Origin of the sequence: Lachnoclostridium sp. MSJ-17, assembly GCF_018918205.1 — a bacterium.
Taxonomy (GTDB): domain Bacteria; phylum Bacillota; class Clostridia; order Oscillospirales; family Acutalibacteraceae; genus Ruminococcoides.
In genome coordinates this window covers 1-24424 of record NZ_JAHLQB010000003.1, presented here as the reverse complement: position 1 = coordinate 24424, position 24424 = coordinate 1, and the positions used below count along the sequence as shown (strand labels likewise).

Below are 24424 nucleotides of genomic sequence, written 5' to 3'. Positions count from 1 at the left end.
TCAAGCTCATCGCGATTATCGCGATGACGATTGACCACCTGACGTGGGTAATGTTCCCGGGAATGCAGGCGGTATGGTATGTGTTTGCCCTTCACATAATCGGCAGGCTGACCGCTCCGATAATGTGGTTTTTCATCGCCGAGGGCTGTTTCTACACCCGCAACATCTGGAAATACGCGGGCAGACTGTTTATATTTGCGCTCGTATCTCACTTCGCGTACAATTTCGCGTTCGGAATTCCGCTCCTTCCGTTCTCAACGGGCAGCTTCTTCAACCAGACGGGCGTAATGTGGTCGCTCGCGTGGGCGGTCGTGCTGATTGCAATATTCAAAAGCGAGAAAATCCCGCAGTGGGCGAAGTACCTCGCGATTCCGGTCATCTGCGTGATAACATTCCCGTCAGACTGGTCGTGCATCGCGGTCATGTGTCCGTTCTTTTTGTATCAGCACCGCGGAAATTTCAAGGCGCAGGCGATCGACATCGTCCTCTGGACGCTGGCGTATGCCGTTGTCTACTTCTTCTGCCTGGATATGCTGTACGGCGCTCTGCAGATGTTCACCTTCCTGACGATCCCGATCCTCGCGCAGTATAACGGCGAACGCGGCAAAAAGATACCCGGAACAAAGTGGCTGTTCTATATCTACTATCCCGCGCACCTCTTTGTTGTCGGAATCATAGGGCTCGCCCTGCACGGAAATGTTCCGCTTATATTTTGATAATCAAGGCTTCCGAAAACCGGGAGCCTTTTTTCAGTTGATATCCGAGCTGCTTTGTGGTAGAATAATTCCGTAAGGAAGTGTCGGAAATGTTAATGAATGGCAGCGAATACCTGAGCATAATTGAATCCATAAAATCCGAGATCAAATCAGCGCAGTACAAGGCGGCTCTCAGTGTAAACCGGGAGCTTGTAATGCTGTACTACAATATCGGAAAAATCATAAATGAGCACAAGGCATGGGGAAATAAGTTCATTGACAATCTTGCGGCGGATATTAAAATCGAGTTTCCGAACGTCAAAGGCTATTCCGTCAGAAATCTGAAATATATGGCGAAATTCGCAGGAGCTTATCCCGACGGTGAGTTTGTGCAACAGGTTGTTGCACAAATCCCATGGGGACAAAACATCGTGCTGCTTGATAAGATTGACGATGAAGCTGTCCGCCGTTGGTATATTGAAAAAACGATTGAAAACGGTTGGTCAAGAAACGTTTTGATACACCAGATCGAAAGCGGCTTATACGCGCGTCAGGCGCTTGCCAACAAGGTTACAAATTTTGAGAACCGTCTGGCTTCTCCGCAGAGCGAGCTTGCCGTTCAGACGATGAAGGATCCGTACATCTTTGATTTTATTCCTTTCCGAGAGGATATGGTGGAGCGGGATATCGAAAATGCTTTGGTCAAGGACGTCACTAAGCTGTTGCTGGAGTTGGGCAAGGGCTTTGCGTTTTTGGGAAATCAGTATCACATCAATGTCGGCGGCGACGATTTTTATATCGACCTGCTGTTTTACAATCTCAACCTTCGTTCTTATGTAGTGATAGAGCTGAAAACAGGTGATTTCAAACCCGAATACGCAGGTCAGCTCAATTTCTATCTTTCCGCGGTTGACGGAATCCTGAAGAAGGAACAGGATAATCCGTCAATCGGATTGCTGCTTTGTAAAAGCAAAAACGATTTAGTAGCGGAGTATGCCTTAAAGGATATGTCAAAGCCTATCGGTGTTAGCGAATACAAAATCACAAGCAGCCTTCCCGAGGAGCTGATAAATCAGCTGCCTTCGGTTGAGGATATTCAGAAAAGAATAAAAAAAGAGCATGAGTGATTATTTTGCTCACGCGTCTTTGCGGTTATATCAAGGCTTCCGCTCGGTCGGGAGCCTTTTTTGCGCTTTCGGCGCTTTGTTGTCCGTGCTTTTTCTCCTTGACTTTTTGTGCTGTTTGCGGTATCATTTATACTGTATAATTATAAAAAGAAAGGGGTGAGGCGAGTGTTTGATTTTTCGGTAATCATCGATATCGGCGTTGTCGCGCTGCGAATCCTTTTGCCGCTCTACGCCATATTCATCGTCTACGAGTGCTACGCCGCAATGCGACGCCGCAGACGTCCCGAAAAACCGCTTGTCACCCTCATGAACACCCGCACCTTTGAGAAGATTCCCGTGCTTTTCTGGGAGAACTCCATCGGCAGAAAGAAATCCAACGACATAGTCGTCGAGGACGCCGCCGTGTCAAAGGTTCACGCCGTGCTTCTTCGGCGCGACGAGGGCTGGTTCATAAACGACACCGAAAGCCTGCATGGCACCTTCGTCAACGGAAGGCGCACCGAGGACAGGACTCAGGTTTACATCGACGACATTATCCGCGTCGGCAACACTGATTTTCAGTTTTTGCGCGGCGAGGAGTACAACGAGGAGCTGCGCTCGAGCTGGTTCTTCAAGAATCCCTCGCGGAAGCCCGCAGTCAAGTCGTGGAAGCTGATGCTGATGATCACGCTTTTCCACTTCTTCATGACCGTCGAGGCGATTTACTGGAACGACGGCAAAAATCCGCTCTCTCCGCTGATAATCTTCGGTATCGTAGCGGCTGTCAACTGGGGAATGTTCGTTGTCAGCTACTTCGGACTGCGCAGAATGACCTTCGAGCTGGAGGCTCTGGCACTGTTTCTGTCGGGAATCGGCACGATACTTCTGGCGCGGCAGTACGAGCGTTCGGCGTATATGCAGGTGATATCCACCGTCGTCGGATTCATAATATTCTGCGCGATAATCAAGCTGATCGAAAATCCCGACAAGCTCTACCGCTTCCGCATACCGCTGATGATCGCGGCGGTCGGATTGCTAGGCGTGAGTATAGTTTTCGGTAAGGTCACAAACGGCGCGGCGAACTGGATCTACATAGGACCTCTGTCCTTCCAGCCCTCCGAGCTTGTCAAGGTCATCTATATCCTTATCGGCGCGGGAGCGCTCGACAAGCTGAATACGAAGAAGGATCTGTTCATCTTCATCGGCTTCTCGGTAGTCTGCGTGGGACTTCTCGCGATTATGCGCGACCTCGGTACGGCGCTTATATTCTTCGTGACCTTCCTGCTCATCGCGTTCATGCGCTCGGGCGACTTCAAGACGATAATCCTCGCGGTTGCCGCCGCGGTATTCGGCGCGATCTTTGCGATACGCTTCATGCCCTATGTCGCCGACCGCTTCAAGGCGTACCGCCACGTCTGGGAGTACGCTCAGGCTGAGGGATATCAGCAGACTCATGTCCTCACCTTTATTGCGAGCGGCGGACTCTTCGGCGTCGGAATCGGCAACGGCTTCCTAAAACAGGTCGCCGCGTCCGAGAGCGACCTCGTTTTCGGTCTTGTCGCCGAGGAAATGGGAATCATTGTCGCTATCACACTCGCGCTCGCGGTTGCGCTTCTCGTCGTATACGCGCGCGCTATCACAACAAGGAGCCGCAGCACCTTCTATTCGATTTCCGCATGCTGCGCGGCGGGTCTGCTCGTGGTTCAGCTCACACTGAACATCTTCGGAGCTACTGACCTGCTTCCGCTCACCGGCGTTACCTTCCCGTTCATCAGCGCCGGCGGCTCGAGCGTTATCGGCTGCTGGGGTCTTATCGCCTTCATCAAGGCGGCTGACGAACGCACATACTCAATGAAAAGATAGAACATTTATAATATTCCGTAGGGGAACCCCTCGTGGGTTCCCGTCAAAACCGCGGCATTTCCGCGGTTTTGAATGACAGCCGCAAGGGCTGTCACTACAGGTGCTTATCAGGCAACATCTATTATTCCTGAACTCTCATCAGAGGGGTGACATTATTGAAAAGAATACTGAAGCGCAGCACGCTGATTCTCGCGTTTACCATACTCTTTATCGGCGGCGCGTCGTTCTTCTGCGTCGAGCTCGTGCTCAACGCGGATGACTGGGCAAACCAGCCATACAACGCCCATATTTCGGGCAACGGCGGTCTTGAACAGGCGGGCGCGGTTTATGACCGCAACGGCGCGGCTCTTGCAAAAACCCAGGGTACCGACCGCGTTTACAACGAGAACTACAGCGTCCGCGTAGGACTGCTCCACACGGTGGGGGACAACAGTCTGAATATCTCAACGGCGGTTCAGAGCAAGTACCGCTCGCAGCTGACGGGTTACAGCCTTATCTGGGGTCTTAATATGCCGCAGTCGCTGCGCACCTCTCATGACATCACGCTGACAGTCGACGCGAACGCTTCCGCCGCGACCTACGACGCTTTGAGCGCCTACGGAAAGCAGGGCGCGTGCGTCGTTTACAACTACAAGACGGGCGAGGTCATCAGCTCGGTCAGCACGTATTCCTATGACCCCGAGGCTCCGCCCGAGATCAATGAGAGCAACGAGCACGAGTACGAGGGCGTGTACCTCGACCATGTGCTTTCCTCGACATACACACCCGGCTCTATCTTCAAGCTAGTCACCGCTGCGGCGGCGATCGAGAATATTCCCGACCTCTTTGAGCGCACATGGTACTGCGAGGGTCACGAGGACATCGGCGGCGCAGAGGTTCGCTGCGTCGACGGAGAGGCTCACGGCACGCTCGATTTTTACGGCGCGCTCGAGCATTCCTGCAATATAGTTTTCGCGGAGCTTGCAGTCGAGCTCGGTCCCGAAAAGATGACCGCGGCGGCTGAGAAAATGGGAATCAACCTCAGCTATGAGATCGACGACGTGAGCACCGCCAAAGGTCACTACGACGTTTCCAAGGCGAGCACAAACGAGCTTGCGTGGTCGGGCGTCGGACAGTACAACGACGAGGTCAACCCGATGCAGATGGCTATCCTCTGCGGAGCTATCGCAAACGGCGGCAACTCCGTCAACCCGACGTACATAAAGAGCGGCACAGGCGATCTGCTCAAGATGATCGGTCTCAACGACACAAAGAGCCGCGAGCTGCTGAAAAGCTCCACCGCCTCGACTCTTTCTCAGTCAATGCCGTCCTACAGCTTCGGCAGCCTGAGCGTCCGCGCAAAGACGGGCACCGCCGAGGTCGGCGAGGAAAAGAACCCCAACGCGTGGATGGTCGGCTTCTCGACTGACGAGGACTGTCCGCTCGCGTTTGCCTGCGTGGTAGAGGACGCGGGTTTCGGCAGTCAGTACGCGCGTCCCGTAGCGGAGACCGCTATGCAGAGCGCGGCACAGGCTCTCAGGGGCTATTGAAATGAATACTGAAAACTTAAGACTTAAAAATGAATAATTAATGGCGGGCTCTGCCCGCACCCGAATTTATTTGGCAGCGACCCGATACTACCAACTGCCAACTACTAACTACTAACTTATTACCGACAACAACCACTTAGAAAGGATACCGATATACATGAATTTCTTAAAAGCAATGTTCGGCAACTACAGCAAGCGCGAGGTCAAGAGAATCCAGCCTATCGCGGATAAGGTTCTCGCGCTCGAGAGCAAGTATGCCGCTATGAGCGAGAGCGAGCTCAAAAACCAGACGACACTTCTCAAGGAACGCCTTGCAAACGGCGAGACGACCGATGATATTCTTCCCGACGCGTTCGCGGCATGCCGCGAGGCGAGCTGGAGAGTGCTCGGAATGAAGCACTTCCCGGTTCAGGTGCTCGGCGGCATCGTGCTCCACCAGGGACGTATCGCTGAGATGAAGACCGGTGAAGGTAAAACCCTCGTTGCGACGCTTCCCGCCTACCTCAACGCGCTCACCGGCAACGGCGTTCATATCGTAACCGTCAACGATTACCTTGCCCGCCGTGACTCAGAGTGGATGGGCAAGCTCTATAAGTACATGGGGCTCAAGGTCGGACTTATCGTCCACGACCTCGAGAACGACCTCAGAAAGGAAGCCTACGCCGCCGACATCACCTACGGCACAAACAATGAGCTGGGCTTCGACTACCTCCGTGACAACATGGTAGTTTACAAGGAAAACAAGGTTCAGCGCGGCCACGCGTTTGCGATCGTCGACGAGGTCGACTCAATCCTTATCGACGAGGCGCGTACTCCGCTTATCATTTCGGGCAAGGGCGACAAGTCCACCGATCTGTACGAGAAGGCTGACGCGTTCGCAAAGACACTCAAATTACAGCGCTTCACCGAGCTCGACTCCAAGGAGGACATGGAAGCCTACTACGAGGAGAACGGCATCGACTACGTTGTCGACGAGAAGCAGAAGACAGCGACTCTTACTCAGCTCGGCGTTAAGAAGGCTGAGGAGTATTTCGGTCTTGAGAACCTCACCGACCCCGAGAACCTCACGATCTCGCACCACATCAACCAGGCTGTCAAGGCTAACGGCGTTATGAAGCTCGACGTTGACTACGTCGTCAAGGACGGCGAGGTCATCATCGTCGACGAGTTCACAGGCCGTCTGATGTACGGCAGACGCTTCAACGAGGGTCTGCACCAGGCTATCGAGGCTAAGGAGGGCGTAAAGGTCCAGAGCGAGAGCAAGACCCTGGCTACGATCACCTTCCAGAACTACTTCCGTCTGTACGGCAAGCTGTCGGGCATGACCGGTACAGGTCAGACCGAGAGCGAGGAGTTCCAGGAGATATACAAGCTCGACGTCGTCGAGGTTCCCACCAACAAGCCTGTAATCCGTCAGGATCTGCCCGACTCCGTATTCAAAACCGAGCGCGGCAAGTTCAACGCGGTAATCGACCAGATCGTCGAGGCTAACAAGAAGGGTCAGCCCGTGCTTGTCGGTACGATTTCGATCGAAAAATCCGAGCTTCTCTCAAAGATGCTCAAGCGCCGCGGTGTACAGCACAACGTCCTCAACGCTAAGCAGCACGACAAGGAAGCCGAGATCGTCGCTCAGGCAGGTAAGTACGGCGCGGTGACAATCGCGACCAACATGGCAGGCCGTGGTACCGATATTATCCTCGGCGGTAATGCTGAGTACATGGCGAAGGCTTCGATGCGCAAGCAGGGCTATCCCGAGGAGCTTATCGAGGAGGCTACAGGCTACGCCGAGACCGACAACGAGGAGATCCTCGAGGCGAGAAAGGTATTCCGCGAGTTAAACGATAAATACAAGGACGAGATAAAGGACGAGGCAGACCGCGTAAGAGAAGCCGGCGGTCTGATGATCATCGGTACAGAGCGCCACGAGTCGCGCCGTATCGACAACCAGCTGCGCGGACGTTCGGGACGTCAGGGCGACCCGGGCGTGAGCCGTTTCTTCCTGTCGACCGAGGACGACCTCATGCGCCTGTTCGGCGGCGACAGAATGAAGATGATGATGGAGCGCATGAACGTAGACGAGGACACCCCGATCGAGAACAAGATGCTCTCAAACATTATCGAAAGCTCACAGGAAAAGGTAGAGCTGCGCAACTTCGGCATTCGTAAGGACGTACTCCAGTACGACGACGTTCTCAACCGTCAGCGTGAGATCATCTACGGTCAGCGCGACCAGGTGCTCAACGGCGAGGATCTGCACGACACCGTGCTCAAGATGGTTTCCGACTCTGTAGACACCTCGATCGCTCACTATCTGCCCGAGGGACCGCGTGAGAACTGGAACTATCCCAGCCTTGTCGAGTACTACAAGGGCTGGATTATCACCGACGAGAAGCGTTACGCTCTCGACAAGGACGACCTCGAGGAAATGGAGCCGTCTGAGATCGGCGACATGATTAAGGAGGACGCTCTCAATATCTTCAAGTCAAACGAGGAGCTGCTCGCCCCCGAGGTTATCCGCGAGATGGAGCGCGTTTATCTGCTCAAGGCGGTCGACACCCACTGGATGGCTCACATCGACGCGATGGATCAGCTCAAGGCGGGTATCCGTCTGCGTTCCTACGGACAGCACGACCCCGTTGTCGAGTACCGTCTCGAGGGCTTCGACATGTTCGACGAGATGATCGAGAATATCCGCGAGGATACAATGAAGATGATGCTCATCATGCCCAAGCGCGTGTATGAGATCCAGAAGCGTCAGGAGGCTATCGAAGCTGCGCGCAAGGCGGCTGAGGCGGCTGCAGCGGCGGCGCATCAGGTAATGCTCGACAAGGGCGAGGAAAAGAAGCAGCAGCCCAGTCCGGTTGAAGCGGCTCTTAAGCGCGAGCAGGTGGCACAGCCCACAAAGACCTCGGGCGACGGCACCGACACCGCAAACAAGACCGTCCGCAAGGGCAAAAAGGTCGGCAGAAACGATCCCTGTCCGTGCGGCAGCGGCAAAAAGTACAAGAAGTGCTGCGGCAGAGACGCATAAGTGCCGGTGGGCACATTCTCCGCCTTTTGACAGGTTCATCTGCATTTAAGGTTTCATAAACGGCGGGTCAGGCGTTTCGTTTTTCGGCGGGTCAGGCTATCTCTGCCGCACCTTACATATATCAAACTTTGAATCAAAAATCGTAGGGGAGCCCCTTGTGGGCTCCCTTTAAAACTTCCGGCTGACACCGGATCACTAATCACTAAATCTAAAACTCCCTCTGATTGTGCTATTTATTTTGTCAAACCGTGTAATTGACTTTGGCGCGTAAAAACAATAAAATTATAATGTTGAATAATTATGCAAAGGAGATTATCTATGTTTTGCGAAAAATGCGGCAATCAACTCAACGATAACGATAAATTCTGCCAGAAGTGCGGCGCTCCGGTAAATCCCCTGAACGCGGCTCCTCAGCAGGTTGCTGCGGCACCTCAGCCCGAGGTTCAGCCCGTCGAGGTTCCTGCGGCACCTCAGCCCGAGGTTCAGCCCGTCGAGGTTCCTGCGGCACCTCAACCCGAGGTTCAGCCCGTCGAGGCTCCTGCAGCACCTCAGCCCGAACAGGCTCCGACGGCATATCAGCCCATTCCTCAGCAGTACGATCAGCCCGAACAGGCTCCCGCCTACGCGCAGGAGTTCACACAGGCGAACATCGCTCCCGGACAGAATGCCGAAAAGAAGCCCTTCCCGAAGGCGGCAAAGCTCGGCATCATTTTCGGCGGCGCGGGAGTCGCTTTGGTCGCGGTTATCCTTGTTGTGATCTTCGCGGTCATCATGCCTCTGACAAGACCGAAGATCGACCTCAGCAAGTTTGTAAGCGTTGACCTCTACCAGTACGGCGAACAGGTCGTTGACGGCAAGATCTCGGGAGAGTTCAGGCTCGACGGCGACAAAATCGCTGAAGCCTATCCTCAGCTTTTCAACGGCAAGCCCGAATCGCGTTCGGCTCTTGACAGCGCGCTCTACGATATAAAGGTCGATTATGTCGACTCAAACGACAGCTCCAACATGAACTACGGCTACAAGTACGTCACCTTCAACGACTTCAAGCAGGACAGCGAGGCTAAAATCACCATCGTAGTTCCCGAGAAGGACAGCTTCGGCGCGATCAGCCTGAAAACCTACGAGGACAGGATCGGCGCTTCCTTTACCGGCGGCACTGTTAACGTAAAGATCGCGGATACCATCGAGGCAAATAACTACAAGGTCGTTTCTCCCGTTGAGATAGATCTCCTCGGCTACCTCGACAGCAAGAAGCTTGTCAGCACCTACATCGACTACAGCGGCGATGTGAAAATCGGCGTTAAGCCCTTCGAGGAGAAGTTCGGCGATTTCACCGTAAAGAACGACAGCTACGAGTCCTACGCTCCCGCCGTTTACGGCTCTGACGGCAGCTACCTCACCGGAATTTACCTCAAGTTTGACAAGGAAACAGGCTTCAAGGCGGGCGACAAGGTCACAGTAAACTACGACAGCGACAACTCCTATCTCGCCGACGACTACGGCATTATCCTCACCGGCTCGCCCTTCACATACACCGTCGTTATTCCCGAAAAGCTCGACGACAAGACAGCCAAGAAGTACGCCGACGGCATCAAGAAGTACATTCTCGATCACCCCGAGCTCGACGAGTCCTGCAAGACCGGCGACAAGCTTGAGGTCGGCGACATGTACTACGTAAGCTGGAAGGACAACTCCGACTACCACGATATCGTTGTTGTGCTCCACAACGCGACACAGAATTACTACTGCACCCTCGAGCTCGAGGCAAAGGGCTACTTCCTTGACGGAGAGTTCGTCTACGGCGGATATTCGGGCTACACAAGCTCGCACGAAAAGACCGCTGACGACGCTGTGAAGAACAATTCCTACCTCGATTCAAAGAGCAAATATTACACAGCGACAAAGCTTAACTAATTTAAAAAGAGACGCGGCGTTTGCCCGTCTCTTTTTTGTGAAATGATTTTTTATACTTGTTTTATTTATAATATTGTGGTATGATAAGGGGTAAAGGAGTGATTTTACCAATGAAGAAAAATATTTTGGCGACTGCGGCGGCAATTCTGCTTGTCGGAGCGTCTGCTTTTTCCGCTCTTACCTTCACGGGCTGCAGCTGCACGGGTAAGGGCAATAAGACACAGACCACGACTGTGGCGGCAAACGCCGGGCAGGCTAAGACCTACGAAGCCTCCGACCTTCTTGTCTGCGAGGGCTGGATCGGAAAGATGAACACACAGATCGGAATGGAAAGCTACACAGCCAACAACCAGATCGACATCAAAGGCAAGCTGTTCAACGAGGAAGCCACAGGCTACGCCGTAGTTCAGAAGGGCGGCAACGTTATCAGCAATGTCATTATCACGGCGGCAACTCTCAGCTATGATACCGCAAAGGACGAGCTGACCAAGAAGTACGGCGACCCGATCAAGGACGAGGATAAGACCTGCACCTTCCGCACCGGAAGCAATTCAGCGATTCTCTCTCAGAACGGCAACGGCGCGACGCTGGAATTCAAATAAGTTTAATAAGCAAAAGCAAACGGAAGGGCAGGACCCTTCCGTTTTTGTTTAACAATAATTTTCAATTAATAGATTCCCTGAACCGTGACCTCGCCCGAATTCAGAGTCCTCACGGTGCCGTCGGAGAGCATGACCCTCAGCTCGCCCGCCGAGGTAACTCCGACAGCCGCTCCGCTCAGGGTGCGCTCGCCCTTTTTGAAGGTGACGCTCCTTCCGAGCGTGGCGCAGAGTGAAACGTATTCGTCCAGAGCCTCGGGTGTGAGCTCGAGATTGTTGCGCGTGAATTCGCGCTCGATCTGTTTAAGCAGAGCCGCAAGAAGTCGGTTCTTGTCGTAATGCCTGCCCGTTTCGAGCAGAATAGAGGTCGCCTTGTACGCGATCTCCTCCGGGAACTCTATCTGGTCGACGTTCACTCCGATGCCGGTTACGACGTATTCGACAGCATCGAACTCCGCGCTCATCTCGGTGAGTATGCCGACGAGCTTCTTTTTGCCGACGATGATGTCGTTAGGCCATTTGATTTTGCAGTCAAGCCCGGTCGTTTTGCGCAGAGCCTTGCAAACCGCAAGTCCCGCCAGAGGTGTGACAGGCATGGCGTCTCTGGGCGTGAGCTTTGGACGGAGAAGGATAGAAAACGCGAGGTTCTCGTCGCGCTTGCTCTGCCATACCCTGCCGAGTCTGCCCTTGCCGCTTGTTTGCTCGCGCGTGGTGACGACGGTACCGTTTTCGCAGCCGTCGCTACCGAGCCGCTTGAGATAATCGTTTGTAGAGCCTACAGAGTCGAGCACGATCAGGTTTTTGCCGATGACAGAGGTGGCGAGGTGCTTTCTTATCGCAGCCTCGTTGATATACGCGGGAAGCGACGTGAGCCTGTAGCCTTTGTTGGGCGCGGACTCGATCACGCAGCCGCTTTCTCTCAGGGCGTTGATGCCCTTCCAGACCGCCTGACGCGACACGCCGAGCGCTTCTGCGAGCGCCTGACCCGAGATATATCCGTCGCGCTCAATAAGCAGCGCGAGAATTTGCTCCTTCAAAACAATCATCTCCTTATCCGGGGTGAATTCAGAATTTTATTATTTCCTTACCGCGTTTACGACCTTTACGATAACGGGGCAGAGAATCATGTTCACGCCGAGCTCGACGAGGAAGTTAACGCCCGTCAGACCGATGATGGCGAAGAACAGGATGTCTGTATCGCCTGCCCACTGCGCGAGAACGTCGCGGAAGAAGAGCAGCAGACCCGCGATGAAGATACCTGTGTTGACAACAGGCGCGCAGAATGCCGCGAGCACCGCGCCGAGGATCTGGTTCTTTTTGCTGACAGCGTTGTACACAAGACCCGCCACGAAGCCTGCAGCCGAGCCCTTGAGCAGACAGAGAACGATGCACATCGCGGGATTCGCGTAGAATACCATTGCGCCGCCTGCGTCAGCGCCCGCCGCGCACATGATGAGCACGACAATGCTGAATACCGCGCCGAGATACGCGCCTGCCTTTGCGCCGTAGAGAGCCGAGCCGATTACGATCGGGATCAGCGCCAGAGTGATGGCGAAGGGCTTTGTGGGGAAGTAGGTTGTAACTACCTGAAGCACGATGATGATCGCCGTCAGGATAGCCAGACCCACAAGCGTAAAGGTTCTGCTGTTTGTGTTTTGTTTTTTCATTTTTACCTCCTGCTGTCTCCCTGCCAAATTATTTACGCAGGTGAAACGCATAATTTATTTACAAAGAGCCAAGGCTCGTTTGTACGGGTTAGTTGGTAGTTAGTAGTAGGTAGTTGGCAGTTGGCAGTAAATTCATTCCACTCTCAACTCTTAACTCTGTTCCTCTTATATATCTCCCTGAGACCCTCCAGAATAATATCTCCGTCGTAGATAATATCATGAGAGCAGTTCTTTATCATCTGAGGAGCGAGACCGCCTGTCGCGATGATCTTGCAGTCCTCCTGCGCTTCCTCGAGGAACTTGTCGAGCATTCCGTCGAGCATACACGCCGTGCCGAACACAATGCCCGAGCGAATGCAGTCGACGGTGTTTGTGCGGATAGCGCGTTTCGGTGCTCTGAGGTCGACAGCGGGCAGAAGCGCGCCGTTGTTTGTCAGCGCGTCGAGTGAAATCCCTACGCCCGGAGCGATAGAGCCGCCGCGATAGGCGTTGCTGCCGTCGACATAGCCGATGACAGTCGCCGTGCCCATAAATATCATCAGAAGCGGACCGCCGTATTTTTTCAGCGCGCCGGCGCAGCCGCATACTATGTCGCCGCCGAGGGTTTCGGGACGGTCGATCCTCAGCTCGATACCCGTTTTAAGCCCGGGACCCACGACAAGACTGCGCACTCCCGTGGAAATCTCGATCGCCTCGCGCAGAGGCTGAGTGATTTTCGGGACGACGGAGCTGATTATCGCCGAGTCGATCGCCTTGCTGTCTATCTGATGTATCTTAAAGAAGGTGTAGAGCAGAGCGGCGATCTCGTCGCTTGTCTTGCGGGTGTCTGTCGAGATCCTGAGCTTATATCTGAGCTCGTCGCCCTCGAAAAGACCGAATTTTATGTTGGTATTTCCAACGTCGGCTGTAAGCAGCATATTCGTTTTCTCCTGAAGATTTTTACATCAATAATTATAACACATTTTTCCGCAGATTCAAGGTGCATATTAGGTATTTTATTACAATTTGAAAAACTGGTTAATTATTTGTTGAATTTTCAATGCAATGGTGTATAATATTTATAGTTACGCATTGTGGGATTCCGTCGTAATTTGTCGGAAACAGTGCTGCTTGCATTGAAAACCATGGGGGTTTTTGAGAAAGGATGGTTATAATAAATGGATAGTTCAGAACTCAGACAGCTGCGGATTCTTGCCGCAAAGTCACGCTTAGGCGCGATCCTCGGCACATTTCACGCGAAGTCGGGACATCCCGGCGGCTCGCTTTCGGCGGCGGATATCTTCACCTACCTGTATTTCAAGGAAATGAACGTTGATCCCTCGAATCCCGATTGGGCTGACCGCGATCGATTTGTTCTCTCAAAGGGACACTGCTGTCCCAGCCTTTACGCGACTCTCGCGCTCAAGGGCTATTTTGACTGGAAAGAGCTTGAGGTGCTCAGACACATCGGCGCGATGCTTCAAGGTCACCCCGATATGAAAAAAACTCCCGGTATCGACATGAGCACAGGCTCTCTCGGACAGGGAATCTCAGCCGCGTGCGGCATGGCTCTTGCCGCGAAGATCGACGGCAAGGATTATCGTACCTATACGCTTCTCGGCGACGGCGAGGTCGAGGAAGGTCAGGTCTGGGAGGCGGCAATGTTCGCTTCTCACCACAAGCTTGACAACCTCGTTGTTATCGTAGACCAGAACGGTCTGCAGATCGACGGCACCGTTGACGAGGTAGCAGGCATTGAGCCGCTTGACAATAAGTTCGAATCCTTCGGCTTCGAGGTAATTAAGATAGACGGCCACGATTTTGAGCAGATCGCTTCCGCTCTCGACAAGGCGAAAACCGTTAAGGGCAAGCCCACGGCTATTCTCGCCGCGACCGTAAAGGGCAAGGGCGTCTCGTTCATGGAAAATCAGGTCGGCTGGCACGGCACCGCTCCCAACAAGGAGCAGTTCGAGCAGGCAACCGCCGAGCTTGAGGCGGAAATCAAGAGATTGGAGGGCGAGTGCTGATGGCTCAGACAGTATTGAAAGCAACGAGAGAGAGCTTCGGCGAAGCGCTCTGCGAGCTCGCTGAGAAAAACAAGGACATCGTCGTTTTTGACGCCGACCTCGCTGCGGCTACAAAGACAGGCGTTTTCAAGAAGGCATATCCCGACCGCTTCTTCGACTGCGGTATTGCGGAGGGCAACATGATGGGCGTAGCGGCAGGTATGGCGGCTGCGGGCAAGATCGCGGTGGCGGCGTCGTTCGCTATGTTCGCGACAGGCAGAGCCTTTGAGCAGATCCGCAACTCTATCGCGTATCCGCGCCTTAACGTAAAGATTGCCGGCTCGCACGCGGGCATTTCCACCGGCGAGGACGGCGCGACGCACCAGTGCATCGAGGACATCGCAATCATGCGCGCTATCCCGAATATGGTAGTGCTCAATCCCGCCGATCACTGGGAGATGAAGGCGGCTACAAAGGCGGCTATCGAGTACGACGGCCCCGTTTATATCCGTCTCGGCAGACTGGCTATCGACAGCTTCAACGACCCCGAGAATTACACCTTTGAGCTCGGCAAGGGCATCACCCTGCACGAGGGAAATGACGTTGCCGTTATCGCGACGGGTCTTGTCGTCAACGAAGCGCGCAAGGCAGTTCTGGAGCTCGAGAAAGAGGGCATTTCTGCGCGCCTTATCAACATTCACACGATCAAGCCCATCGACCGCGACATCATCGTCAAGGCGGCGAAGGAAACAGGCAGGATCATCACCGTTGAGGAGCATAACGTCGTCGGCGGTCTTGCGGACGCGGTCTGCGAGGTCGTTACAGCGGAGTGTCCCGTCAAGGTAACGCGAATCGGCGTTCAGGACGAGTTCGGCCACAGCGGTCCCGCGTGGGATCTGCTCGATGAGTTCAAGCTCACTCAGCCGCATATCGCGAACGTTATCCGCGAGGTCGTAAAAGAGAAATAAAATAATGGCGCTGCGAGGAACGAAGTAAAACGCTTCGGTTCTTCACAGCGCCTTTTTTATTATTCTTGCAGCTCGTTCAGCCTTTCGGTTATTTCCGCGGCTAGCTCGGCGTAATCCTCCTGCGGAAGAAAGCCGTTGTCGCGGCGGAATTTCAGCTCGTCGAGTTCTTCCTCAAGCTCCTTGCGCTCGCGCAGGTTCTTTTTGATAACCTGCTTCTCGTTAATACCGCGGAACACTTCTGAAAACGACGGCGTAATATTTGCCAAGCCGTATACGAGTGTGCCGATAAATACAGCGAACAGCGATACGTAGGTGATGATGTCGGCAGGCTCAAGCGGAATTGAGTACATGGTGTGCTGATAGATGTAGTTGAACAACAGGTTCGTGTGACAGAATAAGAGGACGGCTGACGCGGGGATAAGCAGCAGCCTTGACGGAAAGCCCTTTATCGCGGCGGCAGCGATAACCCCGCACGCCGCGATGAATAAAATGTACCTTGCTATCAGAAAAACAGAGCCGGAAGTTATACTGCCCAAGCCGTTGTTTGTATAGAAGGGAATTTGCTGAAAAACAACAACGGCAGCGATCGCCTTCTGAATTGCCGCAAGCACGAAGGCCGCCGGCAAAAGGAATACTCCCGCCTTTGTTTCGCGGAAGAAAAAGATATACAGCGAAAAGATAAGGCACGGCAGAACCGGAAATACTATATAACGCAAATAAAACCATATCATGCCGAAGCCACCCTGCGCGTTCTGCGCTGAGCCAAAGCCTGATGTGAAGAAAATAACAGAGATACAGGCAAGAAATCCAAGCAGCGAGATCGCCGCACATATTATAACGGGCACCTTGCCCCGCATAATTTGTTTTTCCATAGAAATTCTCCTTTCGTATTAAATTATAGCACAAATTTTTCATAATACAAGATATAAGAAACACGGCAACAGCATGTTATTTTTTCTGAGATGTTTTGATCGATTCTGTAGGGACAGCCCTTGTGGCTGTCCGTGGAACGGGCAACTACTTTTCATTTCTTGATGATTATTCTGCGATGAACCTATCGTTAGGCGCAGCGCATAGAGGTATCAAAGCGTTTTGTATGTTTGTTCACGTTCCCGGGAGCCCTCAAGGGGCTCCCCTACGGGGTTTCACGAAAGAAAATGCATGTTGCTATGATATAAGAAAGAGGTGTAACAAATGGCTGTATCAACACAAAAAACACTGAGAAATCAGGTGATGTATCAGGTATTCGTCCGCAATTTCAGCGACGAAGGCACCTTCGCCGCGGTTCTGGGCCGTCTTGACGAGATAAAAGCCCTCGGCACGGATATCATCTGGTTTATGCCGATCCACCCGATAGGCAGGCAGGCGCGAAAAGGCACTCTCGGCTCGCCCTACGCGATTAGCGACTACCGTGAGGTAAACCCCGAGTTCGGCAGTATGTCGGACTTCAAGAGCCTTGTCGGTGCGATCCACGGCAAGGGCATGAAGTGCATAATCGACGTGGTCTATAACCACACCTCGCCCGATTCGGTTCTCAGCAAGGAGCACCCCGAGTGGTTCTACCACCGTCCCGACGGCAGCTTCGGAAACCGCGTCGGCGACTGGACGGATATCATCGACCTCGACTACTCCAACCGCGACCTCTGGGACTATCAGATCGAAACGCTCAAGTTCTGGGCAGGTATCGTCGACGGCTTCCGCTGCGACGTCGCGCCGCTGATTCCGCTGGAGTTCTGGCTCAGGGCGCGCGAGGAGGTCGAAACGGTACGCGAGGGCTGCATCTGGCTCAGCGAGTCCGTAGAGCCGGGCTTCATCACATATCTGCGCGGACGCGGTATGACCGCGCTTTCGGACTCCGAGATATTTCAGGCGTTCGATATGGCGTACGACTACGACGTCTACGGCGCGATGAAAGCCTGCCTTGACGGCAGCGGCAGTCTTGAAGCCTACGTCGAATCGCTCAATCGTCAGGAGTACACCTTCCCGGACAACTACGTCAAGCTGCGCTTCCTCGAGAACCACGACCAGCCTCGGGCGAGGTTTATGATTCCCGACGAAAACAGGCTCAGGGCATGGACGGCGTTCCTCTTTTTCCAGAAGGGCATGACGCTCATCTACAACGGACAGGAAAAGGCTGTCGCACACGCGCCGTCGCTCTTTGACCGCGATACGATCAGGTGGAATGCGGCTGAGAGCATAGATTTAACAAGATACATCGCGCGTCTGTCTGATATCAAGCGCGACCGGATTTTTGCCGACTGTTCATACTCCGTCACTGCGCCCTCTGACGACACCCTCGTCGCGCTCAGAGAGCATGACGGCAGAAAAATGCTCGGCGTATTTCCGCTAAAGGGCGAAGGCGGCTTGGTTCGAGTGGAGTTTGAGGACGGCGTTTACGAGAATCTCATCAGCGGCGAGGCTGTCGAGGTGTTCCGCGGAATGCTCAGCTCAAACGGTTTGCCCGTGATTGTGCGCAACTTCTGATATGAAGGGATTTCTGCGCACAAAAACCGCCGCCGTTGTGCTCTCGCTGCTCTGTACTCTGCTCTGGGGCACGGCGTTTCCGTTCATAAAGCTCGGATATTCGGAGTTCGGCGTAGCTGACGGCGACGTCGGCGCGATGCTGCTCTTTGCCGGGTGCAGGTTCTTTCTCGCGGGGCTGATGGTACTGCCTGTCATCGCCGTGAAGCGCGGCAGGGGCGTCCCTCGCAAACAAGACCTTATGCCGATACTCGTCCTCGGTCTTGTGATGACGGCAGGTCAGTATTTCTTTTCCTACATCGGTCTGGGCTTCACGAGCGGCGCGAATACCTCGATAATCACCGCCTGTGCGTCGTTTCTGACCGTCCTCGCCGCGCCGCTGTTCTTCCGTTCGGACAGGCTGACGGTGCTCAAGATACTCGGCTGTATTCTCGGCTTTGGCGGAGTTCTCGTTATCAATCAGGGCGGCAGTCTTTCGGGCGACACGTTTTTCGGCGACTGCATGGTATTTGTATCGACGGTCTGCGCGGCGGCTGGTAATCTGATCTCAAAGAAGGTCACAACGGGCAGAGATCCGCTGCTCGTCACCTCATGGCAGCTCCTCGCCGGCGGAGGTCTGCTTTCGGTAACGGGACTTTTATGGGGCGGCAGGCTTGACTTTACGAGCCTCGGCGGAGTAGCGATACTCCTCTGGCTCTCGTTCGTCTCCGCGGCGGCGTTCAGCGTCTGGACTGCTCTGCTCAAGTACCACCCGGCGAGCAAGATATCGGTCTACACTCTGCTGATTCCCGTGTTCGGCGCGACTCTCTCGGGTCTGCTGCTCGACGAACCGGTTTTCAGGATAGAAACTCTGATCTCGCTGATACTGATAGCGGCGGGAATAGCGCTTGTCAATGTTACGATCAAAGCGAAAGGAGAAGGTCATGATTAAAGGCGTTTTGTCCGACATGGACGGACCGGGAAGCCCGGCGGCAAAATCGCGGACTGCACCGCGCCGTCGCAGCTTTGCCGCGCGTTTACGCGGGAGAGGTTGTGAAAGGAGAGAAGTATGATTAAAGGCGTTTTGTCCGACATGGACGGGGTAATACTGGACAGTGAAAAGCTCTACGTCCGCTTCTGGTGCGAGGCGGGACAGGCGTGCGGCTTTCCCATGGAAAAAAAGCACGCGCTGGGTATCCGCTCAATGGCTCGTCCCTACGCGATAGAAAAATTGCAGGGCTGGTTCGGCAAGGATTTCGATTACGACGTGGTGCGCAATAAGCGGATAGAGCTGATGAACGCCTATGTCGCGGAGCACGGGATTGAGGCTAAGCCGCAGGCGGATTTTTTGCTCTCGTATTTAAAGGAAAACGGAATCAAGGTCGCGCTTGCAACTGCGACCGCAAAGCCGCTCGCGGAAAAGTACCTTGAGCGCGTCGGTCTTTTAAAATATTTCGACGCGGTGGCGAGCGCTAAGCAGGTCGAACACGGCAAGCCCGCGCCCGATATCTACATATACGCGGCAGGTCTGCTCGGACTTAAGCCGCAGGAATGCATTGCGATCGAGGATTCGCCCAACGGGATCCGCTCGGCACACGCGGCAGGCTGCAAAACGGTAATGGTGCCCGACCTCGACCAAGCGGCGGAGGAGATAAAGCCGCTGCTGTACGACATAGCCGACGGACTCGGTGACGTGGTAAGGGTAATTAGCAGGTAGTGGTCAGGGGTTAGTGACGGGCTGTTTTGCTGACGAACTGACAGAGAACAGCAACCTTACCGTTAAACCGAAGTCAGCCACCGGGCATCCGACGTAAGACTAAAAACCGACATTTGGACTCGTTTTAAAAAATAGAAACGCCCGGTTTTTTGAACCGGGCGTTTCCTGTCTGTAAAAAATGAGGGGTACAATTACGTGCCTCTGTGCCGGCACGTATTGAGGAGGGTAGAACAATATACTCGACGGTTGCGGTTCCGTCTTTTGAGTACGTCTATATTAAACAATATTAATTTGAAAACTGTGTGAAATCAAGCTGAAACCTCTCTGAAAAAATTTTTTTCAAAAAAGCAAAAACAAATGTTTGATTTTTCCGTAAACCTGTGTTACAATATAGTCGGAAAGGTGTGTGCGCTTATGAAAACACTCAGTAAAAGTCAATCGAAGATACTCGAATACCTCCGTGAATGCTCTGACAGCGGCAGGGTTCCCTCGGTGCGCGAAATCTGCGACCATACAGGTCTGAGCTCGACCTCGACGGTGCATCATCACCTCAAGGCTCTTGAGGAGAAGGGTCTGATTATCCGTGAGCACGGCGTTAACCGCTGCATTCAGATCGCGGGAGAGGAGAAAAGCGCAAGCGTGCCGGTTCTCGGCAAGGTTGCCGCGGGCATTCCCATCACCGCGATACAGGACATTGAGTTCTACGTGCCTGTACCCGAGCAGCTCAAGCGCGGCAGAGAGCTTTTCGCGCTCAAGGTTCAGGGCGAAAGCATGATAAACGCCGGCATTCTCGACGGAGACATCGTCATCGTCCACCGCACACCCGTCGCGGAGAACGGAGAAATAGTCGTCGCCATGGTCGAGGACAGCGCGACAGTCAAGCGTTTTTACAAGGAAAACGGCTGCTTCCGTCTGCAGCCTGAGAACGACAGCTTTGAGCCGATCATCGTTGACGAGGTTGTGCTGCTCGGCAAGGTCGTCTCGCTGATACGAAATTACTAAGGCAAAATCACTAAGGAGAGATAGTTTTGAGTACCGTTTGCGTTTTCGGTTCCTCGAGCGAGGCGATCGATAAGCGATATCTTGACGCCGCGTATTCACTCGGAGCGGCGATCTGCAGGCGCGGCGAAGGAATGATTTTCGGCGCGGGAAAGTACGGGATAATGGGCGCCGCCGCCAGAGGCTACATGTCCGAGGGCGGAGTTCCGACGGGCGTCTGTCCGCATTTTTTCAGGGACAGGAATGTTCTGCTCAACGAGTGCCGGCTTGTGTTCACCGACTCGATGCGCGAGCGTAAGGCGTATATGGAGGACAACTCCGACGCGTTTGTCATCTGCGCCGGCGGAATCGGCACCTTCGAGGAGTTTTTTGAGGTGCTGACCTTGAAGCAGCTCGGACAGCACAGCAAGCCGATAGTCATCTACAACCTTCTCGGCTGCTACGACGGCTTGCTCGAGCTTATGGAAAGTTCTATTCGGGGCAAATTCCTCTCTGAGGACACTAGAAAGCTCTATTCCGTCGCTGAAACCGAGGAAGAGGTCTTTGAGCTTATCGATGGCTACACGGCTGTCGAATACGACAAATACGGAGGCAGATAATGGCAGATTGCTGCGAACAGTGCGCACATTATATCACCGACGAGGAGTTCGGCGACTATTGCTCGGTAAACCTCGACGAGGACGAAATGGAGCGGTTTTTGACTCAGAACGTCAAGAGCTGCCACTATTTTCAGCTCTACGATGAGTACAAGATAGTACAAAAACAGAATTAAAACACCATAACGCCGTCTCAGGTTTGGGACGGCGTAAATTTATGCCAAAAAAACCACTGACAGAGCGGTAACATAAGGTATAAACTGCACAAAAGGTATGTGATGTTTTTGTGAATGCATACAAAAGTGTACCATTTGTCGAGAAAATTTATATAATTGAAATTTAAGGAAAATAAATGTAAAATATCAATATAAGTGAAAAACTATGAGAAGGAGTGTCTGCAATGGGCGTTTTCAAAAAGGCAGCTGAGAAGCTGACAAATGAAAAAATGAGCTCGAGAAGCCGCAGGAGGCTGATCGTGTTCATTGCTATCATCACGCTGCTCTCGATGACCACATCGACCGTCGCGTGGTTTACCGTAAACACCTTTGCAGGCGTTCAGCTTTTTGAGTTGAATATCAGCACGGGCGAGGATCTGAGGGTCTCGATGGAGAACCACGGCTCGGATATCGAGCAGTACACACACGTTATCACCAACGATATGATCAACACGTATCTCGGCAGATACAACACCAACCTCCGCGATTTGATCATCGCTCCCGTTACCACCACGAACGGCAACACCTTCACCTTCCAGAACGGAACGGTTGTAGAGGAGAACAAGCGCGGCACCTACCTTGAGTTCAAGTGCTGGTTCATCGGCACTACCGATATGTACGTTCACCTCACCACCGAGGGCGTGGCGAATGACGGCACACGCGGCGTTGACGGAACGAAGGTTTCGACCACCTCGCCTTCTCCGCAGAGCGACATAATCAGGGCGATCCGCATAGGCTTCAACAGCGACAACGGCAACGTTACATGGGAGCCGAACAAGGCAGGTCAGTCGACCTCGCTTCCGACCTTTGACTTGCCGGGCGGCACGATGGTTTACAGCGAATCCAACCGTCTGTTCCACCTCGACGCTCTCACACCCAAGCAGGTCACGGTATGCATCTGGATGGAGGGCGAGGATCCCGAGTGCGACAACGACGTACAGGGCGCGGAGCTTTCGGCGCAGCTCTCGTTCGTGGCATGCGACGCGAACGGCAACCCGATAGCCTGATAATAAACTCAAACAAACGACGGAGGAGTTGAGAAGCTTGCCATTAGGAAAAAAGAAAAACGCCGCGAATCCTGCCACCCCGGAGGAGGTTGCGCAGCTCGGACAAAAGCACGAGATAAGCGCGGCGAAGGATAAAAATTCTTCCGTATATAAGCATTTTCACTCGCAGGAGAGCGCGAAGGCTATTGCGGACGCGAAAAAACGCAAAAAGCTCTACGCAATAATACTCAGTTCGCTGCTCGGCATACTGCTGGTTCTGTATCTTGTTTCCATGCTTCTGACACAGTGGGGCGACCTTACGATTTCGATCGGCGATCTGTACGACGGAAAGACGATCATGCTCTGCGAGAGCGCGGATTTTGAGGACGGCGTAGGAGTAAAGCTCAACGGCGGTCTTGTTGAGAACGTCACCAACATCACCAAGGATTGGCTTCCTCAGGGGCTGAACGACGAAAAAGACGGACAGCACAGCGGAGAAAATTATCTCGCCTACACCTTCTATCTCAAGAATACCGGCGACAAAGATCTGGAATACAACACAACAATGACCGTAACGGGCGCGTCGAAGTCGGCTGACGAAGCGGTTCGTATCATGATCTACAAGAACGGCGACGAGAGGGTTTTCGCCAAGGGCACCTTCGGAGACCGTTCACAGGCGGAACCGGACGCGACGGCGTTTGTCGACGACGCGACGGTGTTCGCGGATCAGGCGACAGACCTCAAGGCAGGCGGCGTTGACAAGTTCACGGTAGTCATCTGGGTAGAGGGTAACGACCCCGAGTGCGTTGATGCTATCCGCGGCGGCTTCATCAGGTCGCAGATCGTATTCGACGTTGTACCCGAAGTCAAAGGTTAAATTCGTATCAATAGGTTCCGGATGCGGTTGCTGAACGCTTTCGGAACTGCGATAAATAATCAAAATGCCGAAAATCGGCACACATTTTAAGGAGGACTCTTTATGACAAAATCAAGAAAGAAGATATTGTTATCTTCAATCGCTATGCTTCTTGTTGCTCTCGTAGCTTTAGGCTCCGCAACATTCGCATGGTTCACAGTTCAGAAGACAGTTACAGCTGACACGATGAAGGTTTCGGCTACAGCTAAAAAAGGTATCGAAATCACAATCGATAACGGCGCAACAGTTACCTCAGCAACAAAGCGTTACACCGTTGCTGAGTTAGCGCTCCAGCCTGTATCGTGGATTTCAGACAAAGATGTCACAGGCATGATTCCTAATGGCGACGTAACGAATTCTGACGGCACATATTCCGGAACATATAAGAGCGCTGGCTCTGTTCCTGCCGCTGTTTCAACTTCAGGTAGTGAAGGTGTAAGCACAGACGCTAATTCCACTTACTTCAGAGTATATCGTGTTGGTGTTCGCTCTGCTCAGAATAGTGATAATACTTACACACCGCACACACTTTCCGCAACAGTTACAATTTCTGCCGGCGATACAACAGACGCTACAAACTACGCTCGTGTAGCTCTTTGCAAAGGTACAACAGTTCTGAGTACTTATTCAGATACAGCATTAACAGCCACAACAAATAAGCCGATTAATGCTTCAGGCACAGCTACAGGCGTTGCCACAGTAGCAAGCGGCACTGCGACAACAGATGCAACTCACTTAAAGACTGACAATGCTGGAACTATCGAGTATTATGATCTGGTTGTTTGGTTTGAGGGCACGGATTCTGATTGTAAAGATAGTAACGTTGACAAGTCTATCAAAGTAGCTATTAGCTTCACTGCTACAGATATGTAATTTAATCTTATTGATTATAATTATTCTATCTTATCTTAAATAATTTACTTCCCCGAGCCGGATAAACCGGCTCGGGGAACCGAGAGAAGCCTGCCTGACAGCACAGGCGGCTCTCAAAATAAACCGAAATGAGGAAACCCCGCAATGAATCAAAAAGCAAAGAAAATATTTCATGTGATTATCGATGTTCTCGTAATTCTGATACTGGTCATATCGGCAGTCGTGTTGATAATGGCATTATCGTCAAGAGCGTCGGGCGGTGTTCCAAATCTTTTCGGTAAGGCGCCTATCGGCGTTCAGACAAA

The 24424-nt window shown here is 53.1% G+C and carries 22 protein-coding genes; 18 read left to right on the top strand and 4 right to left on the bottom strand.

The genetic code is table 11. The features are described 5' to 3' along the window. The 7 genes from KQI64_RS00185 to KQI64_RS00155 all read left to right on the top strand — a co-directional run. The coding region (locus KQI64_RS00185; RefSeq protein ID WP_216522770.1) for a TraX family protein at positions 1–716 on the top strand (716 nt) is incomplete at its 5' end. A gap of 95 nt (positions 717–811) precedes the next feature. Next, on the top strand, positions 812–1822 hold the full coding sequence (locus KQI64_RS00180) for a PDDEXK nuclease domain-containing protein (RefSeq protein ID WP_216522771.1): 1011 nt from the start codon (positions 812–814) through the stop codon (positions 1820–1822). A gap of 165 nt (positions 1823–1987) precedes the next feature. Beyond that, positions 1988–3664, top strand: coding sequence for an FtsW/RodA/SpoVE family cell cycle protein (locus tag KQI64_RS00175; protein ID WP_216522769.1), 1677 nt, complete (start codon positions 1988–1990; stop codon positions 3662–3664). 155 nt (positions 3665–3819) lie between these two features. Then, positions 3820–5193 (top strand): penicillin-binding transpeptidase domain-containing protein, encoded by a 1374-nt coding sequence (locus KQI64_RS00170; protein WP_216522768.1) that lies wholly within the window; start codon positions 3820–3822, stop codon positions 5191–5193. Between the two features lie 157 nt (positions 5194–5350). Then, positions 5351–8224 (top strand): preprotein translocase subunit SecA, encoded by a 2874-nt coding sequence (secA, locus tag KQI64_RS00165; protein WP_216522767.1) that lies wholly within the window; start codon positions 5351–5353, stop codon positions 8222–8224. A gap of 318 nt (positions 8225–8542) precedes the next feature. Continuing rightward, positions 8543–10138, top strand: a complete 1596-nt coding sequence (locus KQI64_RS00160; protein ID WP_216522766.1) for a zinc ribbon domain-containing protein — start codon at positions 8543–8545, stop codon at positions 10136–10138. A 110-nt stretch (positions 10139–10248) separates the two neighbouring features. Then, positions 10249–10740: a hypothetical protein gene (locus KQI64_RS00155; protein ID WP_216522765.1), complete on the top strand. Its 492-nt coding sequence runs from the start codon at positions 10249–10251 to the stop codon at positions 10738–10740. A gap of 65 nt (positions 10741–10805) precedes the next feature. Here KQI64_RS00155 and KQI64_RS00150 read toward each other — a convergent pair whose 3' ends face one another. From KQI64_RS00150 to KQI64_RS00140, 3 genes are all read right to left on the bottom strand, one after another. Next, positions 10806–11774 carry a biotin--[acetyl-CoA-carboxylase] ligase gene (locus tag KQI64_RS00150; RefSeq protein WP_216522764.1) on the bottom strand — a complete coding sequence of 323 codons (969 nt, stop codon included), beginning with the start codon at positions 11772–11774 and terminating at the stop codon, positions 10806–10808. A 39-nt stretch (positions 11775–11813) separates the two neighbouring features. Beyond that, the gene (locus tag KQI64_RS00145; RefSeq protein WP_216522763.1) at positions 11814–12404 is read right to left on the bottom strand and encodes an ECF transporter S component; all 591 of its coding nucleotides are present in this window, start codon (positions 12402–12404) and stop codon (positions 11814–11816) included. Between the two features lie 143 nt (positions 12405–12547). Continuing rightward, entirely contained in the window at positions 12548–13321 is a 774-nt protein-coding gene (locus KQI64_RS00140; RefSeq protein WP_216522762.1) for a type III pantothenate kinase, read from the bottom strand. A 240-nt stretch (positions 13322–13561) separates the two neighbouring features. On the opposite strand from KQI64_RS00140, the gene KQI64_RS00135 reads away from it, so the two are divergent. Together KQI64_RS00135 and KQI64_RS00130 are read left to right on the top strand one after the other, a co-directional pair. After that, positions 13562–14410, top strand: coding sequence for a transketolase (locus KQI64_RS00135; protein WP_216522761.1), 849 nt, complete (start codon positions 13562–13564; stop codon positions 14408–14410). Beyond that, positions 14410–15357, top strand: a complete 948-nt coding sequence (locus KQI64_RS00130) for a transketolase family protein (RefSeq protein ID WP_216522760.1) — start codon at positions 14410–14412, stop codon at positions 15355–15357. The genes KQI64_RS00135 and KQI64_RS00130 overlap by 1 nt, the downstream gene beginning before the upstream one ends. 59 nt (positions 15358–15416) lie before the next feature. Here the strand turns inward: KQI64_RS00130 and KQI64_RS00125 are convergent, their stop codons facing one another. After that, a complete protein-coding gene (locus KQI64_RS00125; RefSeq protein ID WP_216522759.1) occupies positions 15417–16229 on the bottom strand; it encodes a hypothetical protein in 813 nt (270 codons plus the stop codon). Between the two features lie 322 nt (positions 16230–16551). Here KQI64_RS00125 and KQI64_RS00120 point away from each other — a divergent pair, with 322 nt between their 5' ends. The 9 genes from KQI64_RS00120 to KQI64_RS00080 all read left to right on the top strand — a co-directional run bounded on the left by KQI64_RS00120 (position 16552) and on the right by KQI64_RS00080 (position 24119). After that, positions 16552–17841: an alpha-amylase family glycosyl hydrolase gene (locus KQI64_RS00120; protein WP_216522758.1), complete on the top strand. Its 1290-nt coding sequence runs from the start codon at positions 16552–16554 to the stop codon at positions 17839–17841. Then, a complete protein-coding gene (locus KQI64_RS00115; protein WP_216522757.1) occupies positions 17825–18769 on the top strand; it encodes a DMT family transporter in 945 nt (314 codons plus the stop codon). Before KQI64_RS00120 ends, KQI64_RS00115 begins: the two co-directional genes overlap by 17 nt. Before the next feature lie 117 nt (positions 18770–18886). Beyond that, positions 18887–19534 carry an HAD family hydrolase gene (locus tag KQI64_RS00110; protein ID WP_216522756.1) on the top strand — a complete coding sequence of 216 codons (648 nt, stop codon included), beginning with the start codon at positions 18887–18889 and terminating at the stop codon, positions 19532–19534. Positions 19535–19948: 414 nt separating this feature from the next. After that, positions 19949–20536, top strand: a complete 588-nt coding sequence (gene lexA, locus KQI64_RS00105; protein WP_216522755.1) for a transcriptional repressor LexA — start codon at positions 19949–19951, stop codon at positions 20534–20536. 26 nt (positions 20537–20562) lie between these two features. Beyond that, on the top strand, positions 20563–21132 hold the full coding sequence (locus KQI64_RS00100; RefSeq protein WP_216522754.1) for a TIGR00730 family Rossman fold protein: 570 nt from the start codon (positions 20563–20565) through the stop codon (positions 21130–21132). Next, on the top strand, positions 21132–21305 hold the full coding sequence (locus KQI64_RS00095) for a DUF6472 family protein (RefSeq protein ID WP_216522753.1): 174 nt from the start codon (positions 21132–21134) through the stop codon (positions 21303–21305). The genes KQI64_RS00100 and KQI64_RS00095 overlap by 1 nt, the downstream gene beginning before the upstream one ends. Positions 21306–21529: 224 nt before the next feature. After that, positions 21530–22351: a hypothetical protein gene (locus KQI64_RS00090; RefSeq protein WP_216522752.1), complete on the top strand. Its 822-nt coding sequence runs from the start codon at positions 21530–21532 to the stop codon at positions 22349–22351. Positions 22352–22388: 37 nt separating this feature from the next. Beyond that, entirely contained in the window at positions 22389–23207 is an 819-nt protein-coding gene (locus tag KQI64_RS00085; protein WP_216522751.1) for a hypothetical protein, read from the top strand. A 102-nt stretch (positions 23208–23309) separates the two neighbouring features. Then, positions 23310–24119, top strand: coding sequence for a hypothetical protein (locus KQI64_RS00080; protein ID WP_216522750.1), 810 nt, complete (start codon positions 23310–23312; stop codon positions 24117–24119). The last annotated feature ends 305 nt before the right edge of the window (positions 24120–24424 follow it).